Annotated in this window: 23 protein-coding genes; 12 read left to right on the top strand and 11 right to left on the bottom strand. The window is 39.3% G+C overall.

The annotated features are described in order from the left end of the window. Positions 1-74 precede the first annotated feature (74 nt). On the top strand, positions 75-434 hold the full coding sequence (locus tag G6053_RS07425; RefSeq protein WP_108632697.1) for a hypothetical protein: 360 nt from the start codon (positions 75-77) through the stop codon (positions 432-434). A 398-nt stretch (positions 435-832) separates the two neighbouring features. Then, complete coding sequence (locus tag G6053_RS07420) at positions 833-1,765, top strand: alpha/beta hydrolase (protein ID WP_165306007.1); 933 nt, start codon at positions 833-835, stop codon at positions 1,763-1,765. 185 nt (positions 1,766-1,950) lie between these two features. Here the strand turns inward: G6053_RS07420 and G6053_RS07415 are convergent, their stop codons facing one another. Then, a complete protein-coding gene (locus G6053_RS07415; protein WP_165306006.1) occupies positions 1,951-2,496 on the bottom strand; it encodes a hypothetical protein in 546 nt (181 codons plus the stop codon). 170 nt (positions 2,497-2,666) lie between these two features. Between G6053_RS07415 and G6053_RS07410 the strand changes: the two genes are divergently transcribed. Both G6053_RS07410 and G6053_RS07405 read left to right on the top strand, forming a co-directional pair. After that, positions 2,667-3,770 carry a sensor histidine kinase gene (locus tag G6053_RS07410; RefSeq protein WP_165306005.1) on the top strand — a complete coding sequence of 368 codons (1,104 nt, stop codon included), beginning with the start codon at positions 2,667-2,669 and terminating at the stop codon, positions 3,768-3,770. Positions 3,771-3,816: 46 nt separating this feature from the next. Continuing rightward, on the top strand, positions 3,817-4,446 hold the full coding sequence (locus G6053_RS07405; RefSeq protein ID WP_241254943.1) for a LytTR family DNA-binding domain-containing protein: 630 nt from the start codon (positions 3,817-3,819) through the stop codon (positions 4,444-4,446). A 126-nt stretch (positions 4,447-4,572) separates the two neighbouring features. Here the strand turns inward: G6053_RS07405 and G6053_RS07395 are convergent, their stop codons facing one another. After that, complete coding sequence (locus G6053_RS07395) at positions 4,573-5,199, bottom strand: class I SAM-dependent methyltransferase (RefSeq protein ID WP_165306003.1); 627 nt, start codon at positions 5,197-5,199, stop codon at positions 4,573-4,575. A 266-nt stretch (positions 5,200-5,465) separates the two neighbouring features. Between G6053_RS07395 and G6053_RS07390 the strand changes: the two genes are divergently transcribed. The 7 genes from G6053_RS07390 (at position 5,466) to G6053_RS07360 (ending at position 10,481) form a co-directional block, all read left to right on the top strand. Next, entirely contained in the window at positions 5,466-6,074 is a 609-nt protein-coding gene (locus tag G6053_RS07390; RefSeq protein WP_165306002.1) for a Crp/Fnr family transcriptional regulator, read from the top strand. Between the two features lie 104 nt (positions 6,075-6,178). Beyond that, positions 6,179-6,511, top strand: a complete 333-nt coding sequence (locus G6053_RS07385) for a hypothetical protein (protein WP_165306001.1) — start codon at positions 6,179-6,181, stop codon at positions 6,509-6,511. Positions 6,512-6,584: 73 nt separating this feature from the next. Next, positions 6,585-6,959 carry a DUF3302 domain-containing protein gene (locus G6053_RS07380; protein ID WP_165306000.1) on the top strand — a complete coding sequence of 125 codons (375 nt, stop codon included), beginning with the start codon at positions 6,585-6,587 and terminating at the stop codon, positions 6,957-6,959. Between the two features lie 36 nt (positions 6,960-6,995). Further along, positions 6,996-8,153 (top strand): biotin/lipoyl-binding protein, encoded by a 1,158-nt coding sequence (locus G6053_RS07375; protein WP_165305999.1) that lies wholly within the window; start codon positions 6,996-6,998, stop codon positions 8,151-8,153. Position 8,154: 1 nt separating this feature from the next. Further along, positions 8,155-9,555, top strand: a complete 1,401-nt coding sequence (locus G6053_RS07370) for a TolC family protein (protein WP_165305998.1) — start codon at positions 8,155-8,157, stop codon at positions 9,553-9,555. 259 nt (positions 9,556-9,814) lie between these two features. After that, positions 9,815-9,970 carry a hypothetical protein gene (locus G6053_RS07365; protein WP_165305997.1) on the top strand — a complete coding sequence of 52 codons (156 nt, stop codon included), beginning with the start codon at positions 9,815-9,817 and terminating at the stop codon, positions 9,968-9,970. 349 nt (positions 9,971-10,319) lie between these two features. Further along, positions 10,320-10,481, top strand: a complete 162-nt coding sequence (locus G6053_RS07360; protein ID WP_165305996.1) for a hypothetical protein — start codon at positions 10,320-10,322, stop codon at positions 10,479-10,481. 240 nt (positions 10,482-10,721) lie between these two features. Here G6053_RS07360 and G6053_RS07355 read toward each other — a convergent pair whose 3' ends face one another. The 4 genes from G6053_RS07355 to G6053_RS07340 all read right to left on the bottom strand — a co-directional run bounded on the left by G6053_RS07355 (position 10,722) and on the right by G6053_RS07340 (position 17,058). Beyond that, the gene (locus tag G6053_RS07355; RefSeq protein WP_165305995.1) at positions 10,722-11,954 is read right to left on the bottom strand and encodes a Ca2+-dependent phosphoinositide-specific phospholipase C; all 1,233 of its coding nucleotides are present in this window, start codon (positions 11,952-11,954) and stop codon (positions 10,722-10,724) included. 11 nt (positions 11,955-11,965) lie between these two features. Continuing rightward, positions 11,966-14,770, bottom strand: coding sequence for a TonB-dependent receptor (locus G6053_RS07350; protein WP_165305994.1), 2,805 nt, complete (start codon positions 14,768-14,770; stop codon positions 11,966-11,968). A gap of 246 nt (positions 14,771-15,016) precedes the next feature. After that, complete coding sequence (locus G6053_RS07345; RefSeq protein WP_165305993.1) at positions 15,017-16,189, bottom strand: helix-turn-helix domain-containing protein; 1,173 nt, start codon at positions 16,187-16,189, stop codon at positions 15,017-15,019. Between the two features lie 245 nt (positions 16,190-16,434). Then, positions 16,435-17,058, bottom strand: a complete 624-nt coding sequence (locus G6053_RS07340) for a DJ-1/PfpI family protein (protein ID WP_206531883.1) — start codon at positions 17,056-17,058, stop codon at positions 16,435-16,437. Between the two features lie 249 nt (positions 17,059-17,307). On the opposite strand from G6053_RS07340, the gene G6053_RS07335 reads away from it, so the two are divergent. Further along, the gene (locus tag G6053_RS07335; protein ID WP_165305992.1) at positions 17,308-17,622 is read left to right on the top strand and encodes a hypothetical protein; all 315 of its coding nucleotides are present in this window, start codon (positions 17,308-17,310) and stop codon (positions 17,620-17,622) included. Here the strand turns inward: G6053_RS07335 and G6053_RS07330 are convergent, their stop codons facing one another. The 5 genes from G6053_RS07330 to G6053_RS07310 form a co-directional block, all read right to left on the bottom strand. Then, positions 17,623-18,183, bottom strand: a complete 561-nt coding sequence (locus G6053_RS07330; RefSeq protein ID WP_165305991.1) for a hypothetical protein — start codon at positions 18,181-18,183, stop codon at positions 17,623-17,625. Positions 18,184-18,479: 296 nt separating this feature from the next. Continuing rightward, a complete protein-coding gene (locus tag G6053_RS07325; protein WP_165305990.1) occupies positions 18,480-19,487 on the bottom strand; it encodes a bestrophin family ion channel in 1,008 nt (335 codons plus the stop codon). A 34-nt stretch (positions 19,488-19,521) separates the two neighbouring features. After that, the gene (locus G6053_RS07320; protein WP_165305989.1) at positions 19,522-22,155 is read right to left on the bottom strand and encodes a sigma 54-interacting transcriptional regulator; all 2,634 of its coding nucleotides are present in this window, start codon (positions 22,153-22,155) and stop codon (positions 19,522-19,524) included. 93 nt (positions 22,156-22,248) lie between these two features. Then, on the bottom strand, positions 22,249-22,920 hold the full coding sequence (locus G6053_RS07315; protein WP_165305988.1) for a succinate dehydrogenase cytochrome b subunit: 672 nt from the start codon (positions 22,918-22,920) through the stop codon (positions 22,249-22,251). A 76-nt stretch (positions 22,921-22,996) separates the two neighbouring features. Further along, positions 22,997-23,749 (bottom strand): SDR family oxidoreductase, encoded by a 753-nt coding sequence (locus tag G6053_RS07310; RefSeq protein ID WP_165305987.1) that lies wholly within the window; start codon positions 23,747-23,749, stop codon positions 22,997-22,999. Positions 23,750-23,980: the final 231 nt, after the last annotated feature.

Genomic DNA, 23,980 nt, shown 5'->3' with positions numbered 1-23,980 from the left:
ATGCAATTGATTTTTTTGAAAAAATATAGTATGTAGACTGAAATCTTATCAGCCAATAAAAAAGGAATAATTAAATGAAAACAAAAATTATAAATACCATATGCCAATGGGCTCCTGAAGCCAATGACCTTATGTCGGATATCGAACGCATAGATGATACCCTCGCAGACTATGAACTACTTCATAAATTGGCGGAAGTATGTATGCAAAAGATCCACTCAGGATCGGAAAATGAAATCGAACGCGTGCAGGAAATAGCAAAGGTTGTTAATCTGCTTTATCAGGGGGGGAACCAGTATACCCGCAACGCCATTGAGAATGAATTTTTAACAGTAATGTCGTTTGATGAAAGTCCAGGAAGTCTAAAAAGACATCTTGATCTATTTCCTGCTGAATTGCGAAAAGGATATATCAAGACAATCCTGGAAAATTAGCTTTCTTCCTGTATCGTTAACGAAAGACCAGTTAGCGGATATCCTAACATATTTGAGCGTTGAGTCAATAAAGAGGAACGAGCGAGTGCTAATGCAAATCGTTTTTTTAACAAAAGCTGCCTGCGTCTTTATTTTCGCAACGACGAGATATCTGCCGCAGCGCGCTGTATGGCTTTTGAGCAGACATTTTTAACCGCTATTGTGAGCTTTATCTTAAAAAAAACCGATACAGCCTCATTCATGAATTCCAATATCTAATTAATTCATAAAATGAGAAGTGAAAAGTAAAAAATTCACTCCGCTGTCGTTATTCCCCCCTCAAATTGTCGTATATATAGACTAAGATGAATACAGCTGTGTCTATATATTTGTAATATACAATTTAATAAATCAAGAATATGAAAAGAATAACGCTATTGTGGTTTACAACGACCATCTTCCTTGGACTTTTAGTATCCTGCGTGCAAACGCCTGTGAAACAGGCGCAGGAATCAAGTCGAAAAGATTCATTGAGTGGAAAAGCTCTCCGGGCGTCGGCAACCGGATATGCAGATGTCAATGGGCTGAAAATGTACTACGAAGTTTATGGTAAGGGTAAACCTTTGGTGCTATTGCACGGCTCCTATATGACGATTCCGTTAAATTGGTCAAATATAATTCCATATTTCACCGACCGGAAGGTTATTGTCGCCGAAATGCAGGGGCATGGTCGTACGAGGGATATCTCTCGCAAAATCAGCTACGAAAGTATGGCAGACGATGTCTCCGGCTTGTTAAAACATCTGAAAATTGACAGTGCAGACATCCTGGGTTACAGCATGGGTGGTGGAATTGCCTATCAGCTAGCAATAAGACATCCCGATCAGGTTCGCCGCCTCATTGTTCTATCAGGGAGCTATAAACATGATGGCTGGTGGCCGGATGTAGAGAAAATGTATTCCACTATAAATGCCGATATGTTCAAGGGATCTCCGATCGAGAAACAATACGATAGCCTCGGCAATGATCCCAAACACTTTCCGGAATTTGTAAAAAAGGTAATCCAGATTGATCTCGAGCCTTATGACTGGTCTAAAGAAGTAAAAGCGATAAAGGCACCGTTATTTCAAGTTATTGGCGACGCCGATGGAATACGGTATGAACATGCACTGGAATTATATACAGCATTGGGAGGTGGTAAAATGGGCGATATACATGGTCTACCAAAGTCCAGACTAGCGATTGTGCCCGGTACAACACATATTGGCATAATGTATAGAATGGATTGGCTTAAGCCTATGATCAATGACTTTTTGGATTCGGATCTAAACACAGCACCGCCTACTTTTTAAATGCGAGCACCATCATCCATCTACTCAACAGATAAATCTTCCAAGATTGACATGATCGCAATACTTTCGGATCGAGAGGAAGATTAACAAATAATAAACCCGTCCCTCATTACGGGCTTATTATTAGTTAGCACTTGCCTGTTGATGAAATAGGATTTTTAAATTTATGAGCTATCTCTGCCGTTTTAATAGGCGTTTTTCACCGTTAAATTATAAGTGCTTGGTGCTCCTGGGATTCCACCTCCAGTTACTACCGTTTTTACTAGCGTAACTGGAGTCGTAATGTTGACATGGTATTTGCCATTGGCATCTATCGTAACGTCGGCCGTTCCACCTGAGGTAGCAGTTGCTACATAACCAACAGCACCGCTTGATACTGCAGTTCCCACGGTGCAGGTTAGCGCCATATAGCGTACGTTGGGATTAGCCGACATAACACTACTGGTCGTTAAAGTATATTTCCCTGCTCCCAAAGAAGATCGAAAAATAACATTTAATGCACTGCCCGAATAGGCACCATAATTACCCCCGTCTCCGGAAGTTGTAACTGATATGCCCGCTAAACCACTGGTATTAGTTTGGGCAGAGGCTCCTCTGTTATAGGAATAGGTGCCGAGTTTCCAGCTAGATTCGGATGCATGTGGCTCGGGAACCGGGTCATCATCTTTGCTTCCACAGCAAAGTAGTGTGGTCGAGCTGATAAGTAAAATGTAAAGAAGTGATTTTTTCATGTTGTTTTATATTAATTATTAAAGATCGAATTAGACAATATTTTGGTTAAAAAATTTCACAGTAAATTACCTTACTATGGATTGCGCGATTATTGTAAATCCGTATTGCCCAGAATCTCGCTATTCGAAACTGAATGATTGAAATGTTGATAAACTCGTTTGATATAAACATGTCAATTGTAGAAAAAGCTATTAGGTATAGCATGATTTATCGGGTTTCGAGCCATATACTATTCTGGCTGGTCGTTTTTATTGTCCCTCAATATCAAACGGATATGAGCATCCGTGATATGCTGATCCAGAATCTGTTTTACGTTTCTTTTTATATGATGGCTTCTTATTTTGTCGCTTATTTTATTATTCCAAAGTTTCAAAAAGGAGAACATTATTTGATTGTTATTTTTTATTTCATAATGGGGAGCTATTTAATTAGTGCCACTTCAAGAATCATGGTTGTCTATATGCTGGAACCCTTGATACGCACCCCCCCATATAGCCAGGAGCCGATCGTAGAAATTCTTACGGATCTCAGAAAACTCATCACGGTTTATTTCATTCAAAACTTTTCGTTGGCATGGATTTTCGGTTTTATTAAACTTGCTAAAAACCAGTATCTGACAAAACAACATACATTACAGTTAGAAAAGGAAAAGGCCGAAGCTGAGTTAAATGCTTTAAAAGCACAATTAAATCCACATTTTCTATTTAATACTTTAAATAACATCTATAGTCTTTCATTGGTCAATTCTCCAATCACTTCTTCATCTATAGCGGGATTGGCCGAAATCCTAGATCATATATTATATCGCTGCAACAGCAATTATGTCCCGATATCTACCGAGGTCAATCTGCTGGAGAATTACATTGCATTGGAAAAAATTAGATACGACAAGCGCTTAAACGTCAGTTTTGATCATACAATCGAACAAGACGTGCAGGTCGTCCCACTAATCCTATTATCTATCCTGGAGAATGCATTCAAACATGGTGCTGGAGAGGATATCGGCGATCCACGCATCGCTATTGATCTGACAGTGCAGGCAGGCACTTTAAAGTTTAAAGTAGAGAATACATTTGTTGGTCAAAAAGAACATGAATACACGAAAAAGATAGGGATGAGCAATATAAGCAAACAATTAGCGTTGGCCTACACTAAAAATCATGAATTTAGAACTTACATTTCAGATGGCAGATTTGTAACTTTACTCACCATATCAAATTTGACTAGTGATGATACTCGATTCAAAGGTAAAGATACGATGTCTTTTAGTTGATGATGAACCGTTGGCAATTCAGTTGCTCCAGACTCATCTAAAAAGAATGGAGATATTCGAAGTGACAGCAACTTCGAGCAATGCCTTAAAAGCGCTGGAAATCATACGGAATCAAGCAATTGACCTTATGTTTTTGGACATAAAAATGCCACAGCTAAATGGAATAGATTTTTTAAAAACGCTAAGACATCCCCCAGCTGTTATTATTACGACTGCTTTCAGGGAATATGCTGTAGAGGGATATGATCTGGATGTTGTAGACTATTTATTAAAGCCGATTACTTTTGAGCGTTTTTTTAAAGCAATAGACCGTTATCTTAGAAACCGAGAAATTCAGCCTCAAAACATATTGCCAACATCAAAAGATCAAGCGATCACGATTAGGTCCGGTGGGAAATTTCATAGGTTGGAGATTGCAGATATTCTTTACATTGAAAGCAACAAGGATTATATAACCATCCATTGTAGCCAGCGAAAAGTGACTACAAAATATAGGATCACCGTAATTGAACAAGAATTAAGGCAATTCAATTTTTTACGTATTCACCGGTCATTCCTCATTAATATCAATAAAATTACAGCTTTTACAGTAAACGATGTCGAAATCGTTAAACAGGTGATTCCAATTGGTACCAATTACAAAGAACTTGTCCAACAAGCGTTAAAACATCATTAATTCATGTGACTTACCAAAAACGGACAACCATATGAAATTAAATAAAGTCGGGATAACCAGCACGGCAACTACAAATTCACGAATGGTGCGCCCCTTGGAAATTTTGCCAATTCTACGATCGGATAATTACGAAGCCAACTTTCGAAAGCTACAAAACACAAAATTCTGTGTCGTGTCAGATGGTGTCCGATGGTTTACGCTATGGCAATTGATCTTACTAAAATAATCCTTGAACTGATTTGTTAAACTTATTTCGGAATACTGTTTGATCTCAATGCCGCTGCATTTTTTTGGACCTTGCTCAGAAAATGTGCCTATAACTAAAATACCATCTGGATTTATATTTTCTTTTACCTTCGCTAGATAACCTGCAATATCATCTTCGCTTGTTAAAAAATGAAAAGCTGCCCGGTCATGCCAGAAATCATAGCATTCTGTAGGTGCAAAATGAGTAATATCCTCAACGATCCACTTTACCTTATCAGCTTTATCGCCTAACCGTTGTTTTGCTCTGTCAATTGCTTTTTCCGAAATATCTAAGACCGTAATATCTTCATATCCCAAATCTAATAGATAGTCTACCAGCAAGCTATCGCCACCACCAACGTCAATAATTTTTGCAGAGACAGGTACATTGAAAGCACTTAAATAATCCAAGGATGTTTGCGGTGTTTGCTGATACCAGCTTGTCTCTTTAAGCTCCTTGGTTCGGTAAATATTTTCCCAGTGATTTTTACGATCAAATCTTTCCATACATGTTTTTATGTTATGAACTTACTTAATTTTTATAGCCTGTTGCACCTACGCTATTCCGTTCGGGCTGTTGGCCTACTTTGCTACGAAGACTTAAATTTACAAAAAAGAGTCTATAAGCTCTTGCAATAAATCCATTTGTGATTTATTGTAGTTTACTTTAGGTAAAAGCTTTTAAATACAAAAGACGAATGTTTCGAACAGGGTAGTTATTTCATAAAAATAAAAGCTATTTTTCTTAAATTTGAACTTATACGCTGCTACTGATGCTGACCCAATCGGAAATATTAAAACATTTAGAGTGCCTTCAACAACTGAATGATGAAGAACGGCTCGAATTGTCTAAAATATGCAAACCGCTATTTCTTCCAAAAAAAACAAAACTTGTAAAAACGGAAGATAAGTTTGATTCGGTTTTTGTGCTCACGACAGGCCTGCTGCGCTGGTATTTCTATTCAGATGACGGTACCGAGAACAATGTTTTTTTCTCCTCAGAGGCCGACCACGCATTTATTGCCGGAATTCCAGAATATTATGCTGATCAGAAGGAAACGAAATACACCATCGAAGCAGCTGTCGACACGCAATTGTTACTCTTTCCCAAAGATCTATTTGAAGATTTGGCTTTCCGATACAAAGGAATATTTCAGTTCTATATAAAATCATTGAAAATTGTCATTGATACACTACGCATACGTACCGAACAATTGTGCAGTGATTCTCCGAGTGCCCGCTATGAGGTTTTCCTTGAAAACCGTTCTTACATCACCAGAAATACAAACCGAAAACATATCGCCAATTTTCTGGGCATCACCCCCAATTCACTGTCTAGACTAACGGCACGTATACAAAAAAAACGGCCACCAAAAAACTAACTTAAGAATACTTTTCCCAGGCTTATTCGTTCTAATTTTGCTGTGTCAAAAAAAGCTGTGAAACAGCATTTTGCACAAATAGTATGATTTAAAACGAAAAGAAAATGAACAATTTTTTTGTAAGAATAGGTGTGCTAAGCTTATTCGTACTTTTACAAACCAATGCCGTAAATGCACAATCATCGAATGTAGAAAAGGTTGGCACTTACATGACCCAAGAAATGTCATTTTTAAACATGACAGCAACGCAGGCCGAGCAGATTTATCAAATAAACTTTCAAGCGGCTAACGCAATGGAAAGGCTAAGGGCGCTAAAGAAAACGGACCGAACATTTGACCAGGTTCTGAGCCCTCAACAAGTTACAGTTTACCATGAAAATGTTGATTTTTTGCGAAACCTAATTCGCGAAGAATATGGAACTAACGATTCGTTTTAAATCATGTTTTCGTGATGCTCGGCTTTATCTTAATTGATATTGCCGAGATTTTTAACACCAAATTTACTTTATCATGCAAAAATTATTGGCAACACTGCCCTTACTACTGTTCTGCAGCGTTTCGCATGCGTCTACCGGCGGAGCAGAGGACACCATCGCTGACATCGCATCATGGCTTATTATATTCATTTTACCGCTGGCGGGAATTTTTCTATTTTGGAAAGTACACATCTATCCCGAAAAAGTTGCGGAGAAGAAAAATCATCCGCAATTGAGCGCCATAAAAAGCATGTGTTTGCTGTCGCTAATATTTGGCGGACTTCTTTGGCCGGTTGCTTTAATATGGGCCAACTATGATTACAAAAAAGATAACACATCTTCTTCAGGTTTAGAAGAAACAGATTCTTCGTCAGCAAAGAACGAGGAATCTGCCGAAGACAAGAAATAAATTCCGTGAATACGGAATCATCAAAAACAAAAAATTATGTTAGAACTACTCATAGGAATATATGCTGGTATTTGCTGGCTTCTTATCAAAAAATTAAACCTGATCCCCTGGAATTTCAATACACAGGTCGTGGTATTTTCATTGCCAATTTTTGGGTCTATTGCCCTTATATTGAGCCTTAACTATTTTTGTCCAATAACATCGGACGTCAAAGTAGGTAACCGAAGTGTGGACATTACGACCCAAACATTGGGCAAAGTAAAGAAAGTATATGTAAAGACAAATCAAGAAGTAAAAAAAGGAGATACGCTATTTACCATAGATCCAGTACCCTACGAACAGGAGATAAAATCATTGGAAGCCCAACTAAGCAATATGAAATCCACCGTATCCTCCTACAATTCGGATATTGAGGCCTCCCGCAAAAACGTTTTGAGCTTACAATCCCAGCTTGAATTAAGCAATAAAAGAATAAAACAATACCAGGAGCTCGTAGCTGCTGGTGCTGCGAACAGATTTGACCTTGAACAAGCTGTCGCTAATTCGCAGGATCTACAATCGCGAATTAGTGCTGCACAGGCACAAAAGTCATCTTTAGAAGCCAAATACCATTCAACACATCATGGCGAAAACGCTTCCATCGCAGAAATAAAAGCAAAATTGGATCAGGCGAAATGGAATCTTTCACAAACAGTGGTTTTAGCACCTACTGACGGGTTAATACCGAACGTACAGCTGAACGAAGGAGCCATGATGGCGCCTTTTAAATCAGCTTTTGTATTGATTCAAAAACAGCAATCCATTGTTGCCTTCTTCTCCCAAAATGAACTAGAAACGGTAAAAATTGGAAATGAAGTGGAACTTGCCCTAAAAACTGCTCCCGGAAAAGTGGTGAAAGCCAAATTGGAATACGTGGTTGATGCGACGAGCCAAGGAATCATGAACAATGCCGGTGGAATGCTTGGCGGCAATGGAACAACTTCGGGAATTCCGGAAACGGCACGTCTACAGCCCGAAACGGATGGAAAACTCATCGCTAAATTTGTGCTGGATGAAAACGAACAACCGCTGACCGTGGGTGCAAGAGGAACAGCAGTCATCTATTCCGACCATATCAAACCCTTACATCTTATCCGGAAAGTGATGGTACGTGTAAGCAGCAAACTCAACTTCTTAATTCCAAAACTGCATTAAAATGATAAAAAAAATAGGTATTGGAATTCTCTTGTTCGTAAACTTGACTTCTTGTATCGGTTACAAAAATGCAACACCAGAAACGGTTGAAAATTTAAAAAACTCGAGCGTGGTAAAGGCGAATATTGAAATTTCTGATAAATGGATCCAAGATAAAGCTCAAAATCAATCTGCTTTTTCCTATGAGTGGTTGAACGAACTACTGACACCAGAACTCAAACGCTTGATCAAGGAAGGGCTTGCCCACAATGCGGATATTATCATTTCCAAAGAAACATTGGATCAAGTTGAATTGACGATGGATATTGCCGGAAGTAACCTTTATCCCAGCGTCAATGCCCTGGCGAATACGGGCAACAATCTTATCAGCGGGAGTCATATCGGCAAGCTGCAGCTTAAAGCAAGCTGGGAGCTTGACCTCTGGGGAAAAAATAAGTCTGCGGAAATGGCAAGTGTAAGTCGATATTTCTCCGCGCAGTTTCAACAAAAAATGCTAGAGCAGTCTATCGCCGGAATGATCGCAAAGGCTTATTACCTAAATATTGCGGGACAATATCAAGAACAAAAAATCAGCGAATACATAGCGAAAACCGAAGAATTGAAAAAAATCTTGATCATTCAAAATAAAGTAGGAACCGCAAATGCACTGGACATATCTAATATTGAAAGCGAATCTATTCTCTTGAATTCGTATCTTGAAAAAATTAGGAATGCGAATACGCAATCAAGCAGGAGTATAGAGATCCTTTGTGGGAAATATCCAGCAGGTTTGACAAAAGTAAATGCTAAATTTTCAGCGTTGGAACAGCATATTCCCACAGATTTCCCGCTCAATATATTAGAAAAGAGGGCCGATATTATGGCCAAGCAATTTCAAATAGAATCCAATTTCTATCAGGTTCAGGAAGCCAAAGCAGCGAGACTGCCCGCCCTTAATATCGGAGCAGGTTTTGGCGCAGCAGAAACCAATGTCGCTGGTATCAGTAATTTATTTTCTAATCCTTTGATCAAAGTTGGCGGTGGTATAACGACCCCTATTTTTAATAATGGAAAACTAAAAAAGAATGTCGAGATAAAAACCTCACAACAAAAGCAAGCGGTGGAAGAGTATGCGAAATCGGTCCTAATAGCTTTCAATGAAGTCGAATCTGCTTTAGCAAATTTGGGTTCTATCGATAAACAGGAGATATACCAACAACAGGCAATCTCATCGTTGGAGAAAAATATAGATTTAACAAAAAAACAAATAAAAATAGGTAGTAACAACAGCTTTATTCTACTCCAAAAGCAAAGAGACCTCATAAAAAGGGAGATGAATACCATAGATCTTGACCTCCAACAGCGGATCGAAAGAATCAATCTTTACATGGCGCTGGGCGCAAATGGTCTTGTGAATTTTTAAATTTCACAAACTTCCATAAAAAAAGCTAATCAAGAGATTAGCTTTTTTTATGGAAGTTTGTGAGAAAGCGCGATACGGTCAGCGTACCAGACAAGTACAAGAAAGGGTCTTGTAACTATCATTATACCCGGCACGCCTTTAAATATGTCGGTGCGATCAATTCGTCGGGCGAAGCAATTATATGTGCGACATAAATGATTTTTAGGGCACTTAATGCCCTCTTTTCGAGCAAAAATCTTGAAATAGAAGAAATACGATTATGGCATGGTTTCAATTGGTTGCTAACGGTGATGCCACAGATCCTAACGATTGCATTATAACAAGCCTGCCAACACCTGTACTCAACACTTCATTGCGGACCGAAATGATCACTGCATTAAAGAATAAAGACAGTACTCATGAAAGAGAGTATTAGGTTAGCAAATCCCCGTTACAAAGGGATACTTAAACTTTTATTCTGGGTAAAAATGAGCATCGCTCTTAGATCCTACTCCAAATAACCCTCAGCCCACAATCACGCAATTTAAATTACAATATATTAAAACATCTATATTAAAAACTGTAAACATTTCTCTACAACCAAACTCATAGACCTAAAAACATCATAGTTAATCAAAGGGATACCAATATAATTGTAACACGAAATTTTAGAAGTTAAAGAAAAACATATATAGCGAAGACTAGCTAAATCACACTTATATAAAGTCTTTAGCTATATGGTATAACTAAAACAAATAATTACACAATTAAAAAAAAACAAAATCATGGACAAGAAACAAAGTTATTGCACACCGCAGATCCACATATCTGTGATCGAACTAGAGCAGGGAATTGCTGCAGGCTCAAACTCCCATCGACCTGAACATTCACATGAAGGAAAGGAATGGGGGCAAAGTCATAATCCTCATAATGATATGGACGAATAGCCATTATACCCCAGGAAATAAAAATCTTGGGGTTCATTTTTTTACTTCAAAACAGCCCCCTTTCCTGGTCTGGCATAAATTCCTTATTTACTGGATAGCTTCCTTTATGCAATTATAAATACTGGGCTATGAATCTCAGGCAGCAATAAACCACAAAGCATAAAGTCGCTCGGAATTTTTTCCAAACGACCTTGATTTCTCAGTTCTTCAATAGTATTAGCATAGCTGCCAGTATATCTATCACTTTACAGATCCCATATGCTTGGACTTTTTCATCATACTATTTATAGGATTTGGGCGCGCGACCTTACTGTTTGGCAGTTTTACATAATAGGAAGTATGGTAACCGTTTCCTGGTCTAAAAAAATCTGTAGAAACAATTTGAGCGCCACTGTTAAATGCCGCATCTGCCCTACTGTAATCGTTGATCTTGGCTTCATATGTTTCAATATCGGATCTACTCCTGACGATATACCCTGCTCGCACCAGATCCTGAATTTCCTGTTGGCGGACCAGCGCATTATCCAACAGAACAAAAGATGCAAAGCTATCATTGGGATTTGACTGCACAAACATCATCCGCTTTTCAAGATTAGGTCTGTTTTTGGTATAAGCAGATTCAAGATTCATCCCTGCTGTTGTTGGCAGTAGCAAGAAAATAAATTTTCCACGGGATGCCTTGACACTGGGCCAATGACCAGCATGCACTGCTTCACGCAAAGTACCGTAATCCCCACGTATATCATCAGGTGTAATGAGCTTTTCTTTTCCCAACACCTCGACAACTTCTGCATCCAACTCATCAAAAGCTTTTTCATCAAATGGAAGTATATCGGCACTATTGGGGAAAAGCGGAATGCCCTTATCTTTAGCTTCGACCATAATGAAAACAGGTAGGTGTCCGGGGTTCTTTTCTGACCAAGCCCGCAAAGCTATAAGCCCGCTACGGAAGGAGGCATAATGTGATCGAAAATCAAAATCCGCTATATGTAGCATCTTGAAACCGGGTTTTTCCAGCTCTTCTTTTTGATATGGAGCCAGATCCGAAACTCCCATTTTATTTAGTACTTCATATCCGGCAGGTCTATCAAACCGATGTCCTGTGGGATCGTAATATACATCCATTTCTAAACTTCTGATACCGCTATCAAGTTGTACGTCAAACGCTGGGTGATCGTATTTCAACCCTTCACTCATTGTCATTGGATTGGGATGGAATTCTTTAAATGAGCTCAGTTTATCAGGAGGAAATAGTGTTGCCATCTTCTCCGACATTTTCGAAAAAATGGGGTCAGCATATGCCGCGAGACGTGGATCTACTGGCCTTGCATAACTATTGTGTGTACCAAGCACCTGAATCTGATTAATCTTGTGCTGATCAAGCTGTGATAACTCGGGCTGCTGAGCAAAGGCTGTTCCTATACCCAGCGAAAGCAAGGATACTTTGATGAAAGTGATTTGTTTTAATTTCATATTGCTATTGTTTAAAAAAGTTTTGCGCTGATTCCGACCTGGCCGCGTACAGAATACCATTCGGCTTGTTCTGCACGATCATATACACCATGATAATAGCGTACTGGGGCACCAGTAATGTTATTTAACTCAGCGAATATTCTGAACTTGGAGTTAATCGAATAAGAAGAAGAAAAGTCCACTGAAAAATTGCTCGAATACCACCGGTAATGTTCAGGTCCGGCAATCTGCCGAATGGCATCGAGGTATTTTCCTTTGTAATTTCCGGCAATACGGGCCATAAATTTGCTATTTTCAAAGATTAGGGAAAGATTAAAAATGTGTTTAGCCTGCTTGGGAATCACGCTTTCATCTTCTATTCGTTTTCCCTTGTCAAAGCGCGGAACTTTAGCCTTAGAATCTGTAAACGTATAGTTGGCATCTATACCAAATCCTTTCCATATCCCCGGTAAATCGACAAATCGCTTGGATATCCCGGCTTCAAAACCTGCTAACCAAGCATTTTGGAGATTATCCGGTTCGTTTACATTGAACATGACACCATTGATATTTTGGGTAGATTGATTTGAATAAATCAAATTGGAAAGTTTTTTATAGAATGCTCCTACCGACACCATACCAATACCACCGAAATAATGCTCAGCCATCAGGTCAAAGTTGCTGGCAAAAGTAGGTTTCAAGTTGGGATTTCCCCGTGTAATGATCCGGTTGATATCGTCTTGGGTTGTACCCGGATTGAGGTTTCCAAAATCGGGACGCGCGAAGCTTCGCGTAAATGCCAGTCTAATAAGATCATTTTCAGTCGCATTGATCTTCAGGTGCAACATAGGTAGAAAGGCGTTGTAGCTATTGTCCTGATTAATGGCCTCGACTTGAGGGGATTTGTCTCCGAGAGTAGATACTTTGCTGCCAGAGAAAGTGACTTTGTTGTATTCGTTTCGTATACCTGCAATTACTGTAAGCTGATCAGTCAATTTGTATTCAGCAGAACCATAAATGGCGTATACATTTTCTCTTCCACTGTAATAGTTAGCTGCACCTGAGGCGTTTTCAGCAGAATCAACGCGGAAAGGGTACAGCTTATTGTCTGCAATCCCTGCTGGCGAGGCAAGCTGTCTGACTGATTCCATCGACATCTGGTCGATAAGCACATTGCTGTAAGGTGATCCAATTTCGGTCAAAAAACCGCCACGATATGGATAGGGTTCAGTGCCTAAACCGGCGAGTGTCGGAGCTGGTCCTGAGACACCTGCCACATAAACGCTATAGGGATTTTCTACGTTTTTGTCCTTATGAATAAATTTTCCACCAACTTTGATGGTAAGCGAACTGCTAGGCGTATATTTTAAATTGATTCCAGCACGTTTGTTACTCTCCTGGTTTTTGCTCCTGATATTGACAACTTGTGTTAACTTCATAGCCTCAGCACTAATAGGGGTGGTAGATGAAAGCTGTGGTAGAATTTTGTCGATATAGTCCCCCTCTCCATCCGGTGAGTCCATGGCGAGGTATTTCTTCCCATCTGCAGCCATACCATCGTAAGAAACTTTTTGAGAGAAAGTCGCCATAGGATAGTAGTCCGGATCTTTAAATTTAAATGCAGATTTATCCATGCTAAAGGACCAATCCAATCCTATTTTTTCAGAAAAATTCGATTGTCCGCTCAGCTCTCCGGAATAAAGATTTGTATGATAATCCGCAGCTCGCGTTGTTATAGTTGCTGTTTTAGTATTAAAATAAAAATAATTTTCACGCACCCGTTGCGCATCCAGGTACTCACTATAAAGTCCCTTGAAGATAATTTTATGCCTTTCATTGAAAGCATATTCAAGACCTCCATTAAACCCAATGGTGCGTCTGTGGGCTATATAATCGCGTAATTGGAGATCGGTAATAGAAAAAGCTTGGCCCGCATTGCTGTTTCCAAAATCATAATTTAGATTGTATCGATCTTGGGCGGCTGTTCGGTCCCAGATCACTGCCGAAAGGATATAGCCCAATTTTCCATTGGCAACACGATCGCCAAAGAGAAGAGAGCCATTATATGATGCTCTTTGAGACTGCCCATTGTATCCACCGGCAGCACTGATGTTTAGCGTACGCTTAAGTGGCGCTGTCTTGGTAATAAAATTGATCGACCCACCAATAGCATCTCCTTCCATATCAGGCGTGATCGCTTTTGACAATTGTACATATTGAATCATTTCGGATGGAAAAATATCCATCTGAATTCTTCTGTCCGCATAATCGAGACTAGCAGAAGGAAGCCTATTTCCATTTAACAGTGAAGCGCTCCATTGGATAGGTGTACCCCGTACCGAAACATACCTTCCCTCGCCTTGATCCCGTTCGATAGAGACGCCTTGAATACGTTGGACGGCTTCTGCTGCATTTCGATCTGGCAGTTTACCAATGGCATCAGCAGCCAGCACCTCCATAATAGCATTTGCACTCTTTTTAATATTCAGTGCTTTAAGCTGAGAGCCGGCAGAAGACCCTACTACAATGACCTCACCCAAGCTATTGTTTGAGGGTTGTAATTTAATGTTTCCCAAATGGATACCTTCTGTGGAAACTACTGTATCCAGTGTGAATCCCTGGTAACCGGTGTAGAAAATGGAAAGTTGGATACGTCCTTTTTCTTTTAAGATCAACGTAAATTTACCCTCAAGATTGGTTTGTGTCGCAACCTTTCCAACTTGTACTGTTGCTCCGGGCAATACCTCATCGGTCGTTGAAGTGACAGCTCCTGTGATTTGTTGTGCCTGTAGAAAAATAGGCATCAACCAAATCAAAAAGAATAACGTTCTTTTCATATCATGCAATCAATTTTGTTATTTGCTGCGAAATTGATATTTCATAGAATAAGGGTCGTCTTTCTCGATAAAGAAGAACGTACTACTTGAAACAGAAGACATAAACACCTGTACCTATGTTAGTTACAAATGTTAATTTTTTATTAAGCTTTGATTATCGACGGATTGGCACCTATTTAATGACACTGAAATACTCTTTTCCCTGACGTATTGAAAAAGTTTTTGCGACTGATAAAGCAATACATATTAGGTATTAAGTAGGTTATAATATGGTTTTTCTTTTAAGTAGGCTGATGGAGTACAGCCCTGGACTTTCTTGAAATATTGATTGAACGAAGATTTGGAATGGAATCCAGCCTGAAATGCCAACGAGAGGATATTGATGTTCTCTCCCCTACTTCTATACTTATCCATCAGGCTAACCACTTCCATAATCCGATACTCGTTGACATACTGATAAAAAGATTTTTCTTTATACTGATTCAATGTTTCGGAAAGGTGATGACGTGATACCCCGGCCCTTGCCGCCAGGCTCTCGAGTGTGAGATTGGGATCTAAAAACACCTTATGTTGGGTCATCAAGTTTTCTACGTTCTCTAAGATACCGGCATAGTCCACACTAGTGTTCTTTTCATTTTCTGCTGCAGATAGATAAGTAGGCATGTCACCGATAATCGCTATCGAGTCTTTAAGATTATCGGCAGAATTTGGCTCGTTTAGTTCTTCTTGTTGATACATGTGAATGTAAAGAAAAGAACTTACTTTGACATAGATTATGGATATACAGATAATCACCAAAATAGAATAGATAAATACCCGAAACCATAAATGGATAAAAGAAAAATAAGTAGATATATCAAATAGTTGGGCACAGGAAGTGATGAAAAGAAATGCCAAGCCGATCAATAGGAATAGACAAGCTGCTAATTTGATCATACGCTTTTCCAACTTCCAGAACATCGGTATCTTCTCAATCCTAGCGAGAATCTTTAAAGGGTAATGAATATATAATATCGTATATGCATAACCAGATATCGAATTGTACATTTTAATAAATGGCGGTAATTCACCGGAACGGTTAATCACATAAGCGGCGATCCAAAAATAGCCAACCAACGCACACATCGATGGAAACATGGCCAAAAGGATATCAATAGGCTTTCCTCTATGTTCAAGATAGCTCATATAACACCATAACAGTCCTGGGTAGGCCAAAGCAATAAATGTATTGAACTGTTGATGGATCTTTGAATTGGGCCAAAAGACATTCAATATAAAGGTGATAGCCAAGTGTAAAAAAATGGCAGCTAATAAATACGAAAGAATATTATCATGCTGCCGATTGTTTTTTTTATTTTTTAATAAAATACCCAGTGCCAATAATGCTTGGGTTGCCCCTACAATAATAATATAATTCACGTCCTTGATCTGATTATGCTGCTCAACAAAGTTAATAATCAGGTATTATCAAATTGTTAAATAACAGAAGCCTTCAAACTGAGAAATCTAGGCGATTATTATTTCTGATTTTTCATAACTATTCAATTATTGTCAAGAGATCAAGTCGTTAATATCCATTCTGTCAATACATGTTTTAAGCGTCTCCAATTTGCAGTCAGGAAGGTTAATTAATAACAAATGTCCAATCTATTTTTCCATAATTTTTAGTCCAATAGCTTGTTCAATTCCGCAAACCGATCATTTGTAGAGTCATCGTCCCAATTATATTCCGTTCGCTGTGCAATAGCCAAGGCTTGTTCCCTGCCAAATAGTTTCGCGATAAGTGCCAAAGACATATCAGTTCCTGCAGATATTCCCGAGGACGTAAAAAAATTAGCATCCTCCACCCATCTAGCTTTATGTATCCAGTTAACTTTCTCATTCTGGCTCACGACCCAATTATATGCTCTCTTATTTGTTGTTGCTCTCCTGTCATCTAATAACCCTGTTTTGGCCAAGAGTGCTGCCCCAGTACAAATGGTAGCAACATGCTTTGAGCTTCTGGCCAATCGGCTAATTTTTTGAATAAGGCTCTCATTGGTCACTTCCGTTCTCGTGCCGGCACCCCCTGGAATCATTAAAATGTCCAAGGCCGATAGGTCTTCAAACGTTTTGTCGACGATAACTGATGGGCCCGCTGTACTTTGAATCTTTCCAAGCCTCTCTCCGATCAGAAAGATCTCCACCTGCTCTTTAAGAAACCCGAACATCTCTAATGGACCGAAGACATCTAGCAATTCAAATCCCTCAAAGACAAGCATACCTAATACTAATTTCTCATTTCTCATCTTCAATATTATTACTCTACATATAATGCATCTTTGAAATCCTAAAATAAGCACTTCCAATTAAACAACAAAGGTTTGAAATTTAATTAGTTTTAACGTTGGATTTATAATTTATCAATGGAACTTTTGCTGAATACCTATCCTTCAATGTGCCAGAAGACTTTGGATTTAATGATGCATTGAATAGGGATTTCCCTTTTTTCAGCTTCTAATTTACGTGTTTTACATAGGTAATTTTAAGGTCACTAAATGGAACAATTACTTACAGCTGGTGCCGAAGCACTGAGAAAGGCTGCTACAGGACATTGTCGAAACAAAGTAATCATTAGTATTAGAAAGTTTATAGTATATACAACCCTAATTTTAAACCCCTCGAATTCGAGAGGTTTAGAAAACAAGCTGGTCTCAATAGTTGAATTAACAGCGCTCAACTTAAAAACGATCTCTTGCGATTTAGTACTGTTTATCCGTCGGGTAGCGGTTCATCGGGCTATTATTAAATTTTCTTTTCAGAAAGAGATTAGTTTTAATGGAATTGGAAAATTTCCTTTTACCCTAAAGTAGCTACTTTAAGGTATCGTTTATACTGATTTCTATTGGGATATCAATAAGCTTTTCAGGCCCTTGATCAATTTGTAATTTGAGCTGTACCGAACCTTTTAATTTAGAAAAAAATTGTTTGGTCTGTATCATTACACCTACATTTTGACAGAGTTTATGATCATAGTCCCAAAGACCAAAACGTTGCAGATATAATGGATTTTGAACGGTATCCATCAAGTTCACTTCTTCGTTTTTTTCATTCCTAAGCTCAACATGTGTGAGCGTGCAATGTATTTCATCTGCTAAATCCGTTGCAAAGCTACCTTGTTGCTTAGATGCAAGCTCCATGGCCTTAGTTTCCGCTTGAGTCAATGGATAATAGCTCGCCAATAAAAACTGATTGGCCGGAATACGCTTTGCTTCGGTAAGATCGGTAATGCTAGGATGCATGTGACTGCCTAACGCATCTAAAACAGCTTGCTGTTCCGATACGCTCATCCTATCAGGCGTAGGTTTCGAATCGTTGTGACAATTTGAAAATAAAATTGCCGAAACTAATATTGGGAATAGTCTATTCATCATCTATTATTCATTAAATTTCATTGACTGGCTTTACTTACGCTGTAATCCAACACATCCTTTTCACTAAAATAAGTACTTTTTAAGCATTTTGTCAGGACAGTTACAATTCGCTGAGGCTAGTTTATTATTTGTCGAGCGTAAACTGATAAGCGCTTTGTAAATGAAAGCGACAATTCATAAAGGAATTCAACTTTTGAGGTTAGTTTTCACAAGATTTTCTAACAAATTCAACTTGATCAATGAAATCAATCGTTTCTAAATTTAAATTTTTGGAATATGAAGATCTTCTGTTCCTATCACATAATAATATTATTTGGATTAACAATGGTCTGTGCAGGTCTCGCATCTCCCCATATATCTCTTATCTCATTTTCAAGAGTATAACATATGTGCGAAATAGGGATATCATTTGGGCCGCCCTCAAAAGGATTTTCAGTACTTTCTCCCACTTGATCTAATGATGTATATACCCAGGATATTATCATGCTGAAAGGGATGACAAGCCACACCATGTGGCCCCTCATCCATCCAGTTGTAAATTCATTGAATGAATTAAACTCCTTTAACATAGCAAAAGGCAGCAGAAGACAAAAAAGCCAAACAAATATCCGATTAACAGTGGCATACTGCCTTGGGTAAGGAAAATTTTTTATTTTTTCACTTCTCGCTTGTAAGGTAGAAAATTCACGCAAATATTTATGTAGTTCGAAAAAACGGGAATTATCAAGCGCACCGGTATCAGACAACCTCGCCAGTGCGGCGCTTTGTAGACTCATCAGCTGTGTCAGGGGATTACTGGAGGAAATCACTTCTTCAAGTTCTTCATGACGAATATATTTTTGTAGTACTGTTGATAAGGCTATTTCCCGTTCTGGAATCGTATAGAAGCTAGCGTATTCGCGATTATAAGACTTATCAATATTTTCCCAAGCCCGCTTGGAGCGTAACTCATACCGCAGCAATGTGAGCCATGCCAAATGGCGAAATGCAATCTCCCGCGCAATATCGCGGTCTTTGATAAAATCGCGACACATTATTGCCCAAGCCCTGCTCATGCCGATCTTCAGCCCCCAAATGTCACGTGCCTCCCACGTCCTGTTATAGGTCTGTTGGTTTTTAAATCCGACGACAAAGGCTGTTGCTGTTCCTAAAAACGCTACTATTGGCCAGGGTACTACCAGCCATTGAAGGCCCAATAATTCATACATCAAGACTGGAACAATACTGATCAAGAGCAACAAAAACAGATTTCGTCGCGTCCAAAAAAGAAATTCGGTTATTTTATAGGTTCTTCCAATGTACATCGTTCAATGTCTTATTAAAAATAATGATAATCAATCAGGTAAAATATTCGCTCTTTCGAATATTTAGTTTTTTCATTTTTGAATGTAGAGTGTTGCCGGGAATCTGCAGAATTTCTGATGCACTTCCCGGTCCCGAAATCTTCCCGGAACAACGCTTTAAAACCTGGATAATATAATTGCGCTCCAATTCATCGAGTGAATAATTTAAATACTGCAGCTCTTCCTGTCCAGATTCAGCATGCACCTTAGGAAGATAAACATAATCAATCTCTGCAGTTGTGGTCAAAAGAATTGTCCTTTCAATCAAATGTTCGAGTTCACGTACATTTCCGGGCCAGCTATAGCTACGCAATTGCTGAATTACTTTTGATCCTATTTTCTTCATTTTACGCCCTGTATTGCGACTATATTTCTGCATAAAAAAGTCGGTAAGCTGGGGGAGATCTTCCAGCCGCTCCCGTAGTGGTGGTAGGTGTATCGGAAATACATTGAGCCTGAAATACAGGTCGGCCCGAAAACGTCCTGCCTTTACCTCTTCTTCCAAATTACGGTTGGTCGCTGCAATAAGTCGGACATCAATTTTTATGGTCTGCTGCCCACCGATCCTTTCCAGTTCGCGTTCCTGAATAATCCGCAACAATTTTGATTGCGCTTCTAACGGAAGTTCTCCAATCTCATCCAAAAAAAGTGTGCTTTGGTGCGCCAGTTCAAATTTACCGATACGGCGTTCTACGGCGCCTGTAAATGCGCCTTTTTCGTGTCCAAATAATTCGCTTTCGATCAGATGGGCAGGCAGAGCTGCACAATTTACCTTGACCATGACTTTATCTTTTCGATCCGAGGATATATGGATACCCCGGGCGACCAGCTCTTTTCCAGTCCCGGTTTCACCTGTAATCAAGATGGTAGTAGCTGTACCCGCAACGAGCGACATCAGGTGATATACGTGTTGCATAGACTCTCCACTGCCGATGATTTCAGAAAAATTGTAAATAGTTTTGATCTGCTCTTTTAAGTAATCATTCTCTATTTCCAGATTCTTTTTATAGGCCAATAGTTGCTCATTAGCACGGATATTGTCAATGGCAATTGAAATTTGTGAACAAATGCCTTTGATAAGCATCTTATTGAGCTGGTCCGCCAGCAACCATATCGTACCGATATTTTTGTCACCGATCCGCAAAGGCAGACCATACATATTCCTTCGCCCTGTGGTCTTCCATAACCGGGCATAATCGTTTCCTTTTTTAATTTCCTCCTCAACATTGAACACAAGCCCCTCCTTGCTGGCCAATACTTGGGCAGTATATAGCTCGTTGACTGTAATAAGATTGTTCGCTAATTTATCAAAATCGGATTTTGCACCGGCAAACAGCGCGGCATCATACATAAAAGGAGATAGGTGGATACCATCGGCTTCGATCACACGGATCATGGATAATCTTGTGGACAGGGTTTTATCCAGAACCCTACTGATAGCTGACTGAAGGTCTTGCTTTGTCCTCAGCTGGGTAATATCATTGCTGAAATCTAATAAAAAAGATTGCTCTTGCTGCTTTTTAACCAGCTGTTCATTAGCTAGCGTATTGGAAATCGCTGTTGAGATCTGCGCACAAATGCTCTGGAGTAAGGGGATATTGATTTCGGCAGTCTCCAATAACAACAGGCCTAAATTGGTCTCACCATTCCGCAAGCGTATCCCTGTAAATGTCGCTATCCCCAATGACTTCCAATAATGGAGATAACCTGAGGAAATACCACGCTGCACCTCCCGGTCTACATCAAATAACAAAGGAATCGCACTTGTTAAAATACGATTCTGTAAACCATCATTGAGGGGCAATTGTTGGAACCAATCCACTTTGTTTTTCGGTACGGGATGCGTTCCGAAATCATAAATGTAGGGTTCTGTAAAAGATTTCGAATCACCACAGATTCGTCGAATGACAAAACTTCCCGTCGGACTAAGTTGCTTCAATACATCGCGAACAGTCTCCGTTAACTCTTGCTTCGTCCGAACGGCGGCCATTCGGCTGCTGAATTCGAGCAGAAAAGTCTTCTCCTTTTCCCTTTTAAGTAGCTCTTCGTTTTTTATGATATTGGAAACTGCACTCGATATTTGGGGAATAATACCAACGATGACATCTCTGAAATTCTGGCTAAAGCCATTTATTTTATCGGTATAAATATGAAGGAAGCCAATAGCACGTCCCTCACGCATCAATTTGGCCATTAAAATTTCCCGTACACCTTTTTCATAATTGACGCGCAGAAATTTTGGGCTTCCCGGATCGTCCATAATATCCGATAACACAAATGAAACTGGCTCGGTTGAATTCAATACAGCCTGAATAAATGGTTCATTAAGGGGAAAACGGGCTTTTATCATTTCTGCATAACGTGGATGATCCCTGATCGGGGATCCGTCATTGTCAAGTAGAAAGGGACTGTAAGTATCGTCTTTGTAATCGATGGTCGTAACAATGGTATGGGTAATAAAGTATAAGCCTTTTATGCCTTCCTTAAAAAGCCGAATGAGATCATTTTTGTCTCGAACTTTTGTTAGATCATTGCCCAATGCTAATAGTATCTCGCGCTCTTTCTGGTAATATGCGATACTCGGCTTGGACACCTCATTTTTAGGACTGGTTGTTTTATTTGCTTTCATGATATACAGAAGTGCGGTACGACGGTACCCTTACATTTTTACTCATGCGTTTATGTAGTTGGCTATAATTCGAATATACGCAATTCTGAGTAATCAATTTATCCACTTAAAATAAATTGACAGTGGCATCAAGAATAATATAAGGGGCACAATTACTGAAAAGCTCGTTCCCATCCATTTTATAAAACCATTGTACCGACGATGCGATATACCGAGCGAAGTAAAAGCACTGGTAAAACCATGCAAGAGATGCCAAAATAAGGAGACACAACCAAATAAATAAACCAACACTTCCAGCGGGTTGCTAAACTTCTCCAGCATCAAATCATAAAGTGGCAGCTCCTCATCATAACGAAACTGGTGAATACGATTTGGTATCCAAAAGTTGGAGGTGTGTATCACTAAAAACAGAAGCAAAAGTGTCCCCAGCAAGGTCATACTCTTGCTATACCATTTTATTTTAGGCGTAGCCAATGGATAAGCATATTTAATGGGGCGCGCATCTCTATTTTTTTTCCATAATAGAAGCCCTTGCACGATATGGAGAACAAATCCAACAATAAGAACGATTTCCAAGGTCCTGATCACGGGATTTGTGGCCATAAAATGTGCGCCAATTGTAAACGTTGCTCCACCATCATTATAAAATATGAGTGCATTGACCGACATATGCACCAACAAAAAACTGATAAGGAACAGTCCGCTCAATGCCATTGTAAATTTTCGGCCCAAAGAGCTCGTAAAGGTGTTATAAAAACTCTTCATAGTTATAATCTTTTTAAGAAGGGATAGATAGGCTTCGAAATCCAAGGGCATTATCTGCCCTTGGATCGGAATATATTTATTTTTGAGCACTAAGGCGAAACCATTCTTCAAAGGTTAGCTTACCCAATTTTGCATCCGCGGAAGGCACTAAAGTTAATTCTTCCAAGGGCGCACCAAAATATAAGGCATCCTTACTTCCAACAACTTTTTTGGAATTTTCTGTTTTGATCAAATATTGTTGCACCAGGCCTGCAAGTTCAAATTGTTCGGGGCCACCAATTTCCACGATTCCATTCATAGGCTGGCCAAGTACGAATTCGGTAACAAAAGAAGAAACATCCTCAGCTGCGATCGGTTGTATTTTAGCGGTCGACAGATTGATCACATCTCCATCCTGTGCAGAAGCAACGATACCGCCTAAAAATTCTAAAAATTGCGTGGAATGAATGATCGTGTAGGGAATGCCTGATTTGACAATAAGATCCTCTTGTACTTGTTTTGCCCTAAAATATCCACTTGCCTGAAGGCGGCTCGTACCAACAACAGACAATGCAATATGGTGTTTAACTCCAGCATTAATTTCGGCTGCCAACAAATTTTTCCCAGAAGTCTCAAAAAATTCCATCACATCCTTGTCCGCAAATGATGGTGAATTAGCAAGATCAATCACCACTTCGGCTCCGTTCACAGCTTCTGCTAAGCCTTCGCCCGTAATCGTATTTATACCAGTATTAGGGGATGCTGCAATAACTTCATGCCCGAGTGCTCTCAACTTAGCTACAGTTTTTGTTCCGATCAATCCTGTGCCTCCAATAACTAAAATCTTCATGTTTTTAAATTTAAAGTTTATCAATTCTTTGTATATGGCGACTGAGACAACAGTGAGGCCAAAAGAAACAACTCTTTAATAATCAGATTTTTAAAAAACTACAACCATTTAATAGTTCCTGAAATAAAGTGATATCACCCGAATGATCACTATATATCGTGATTCTGCGTCTTTTAATTGTGTCTAAGAAATAGAGATTCCACCATCCACTGGTATAATAGTTCCTGTGGT

This window comes from Sphingobacterium sp. DR205, assembly GCF_011064245.1.
Classification (GTDB): Bacteria; Bacteroidota; Bacteroidia; order Sphingobacteriales; family Sphingobacteriaceae; genus Sphingobacterium; species Sphingobacterium athyrii.
The sequence above is the reverse complement of the archived record's forward strand: the minus strand, read 5'-3'. Positions and strand labels throughout refer to the sequence as shown.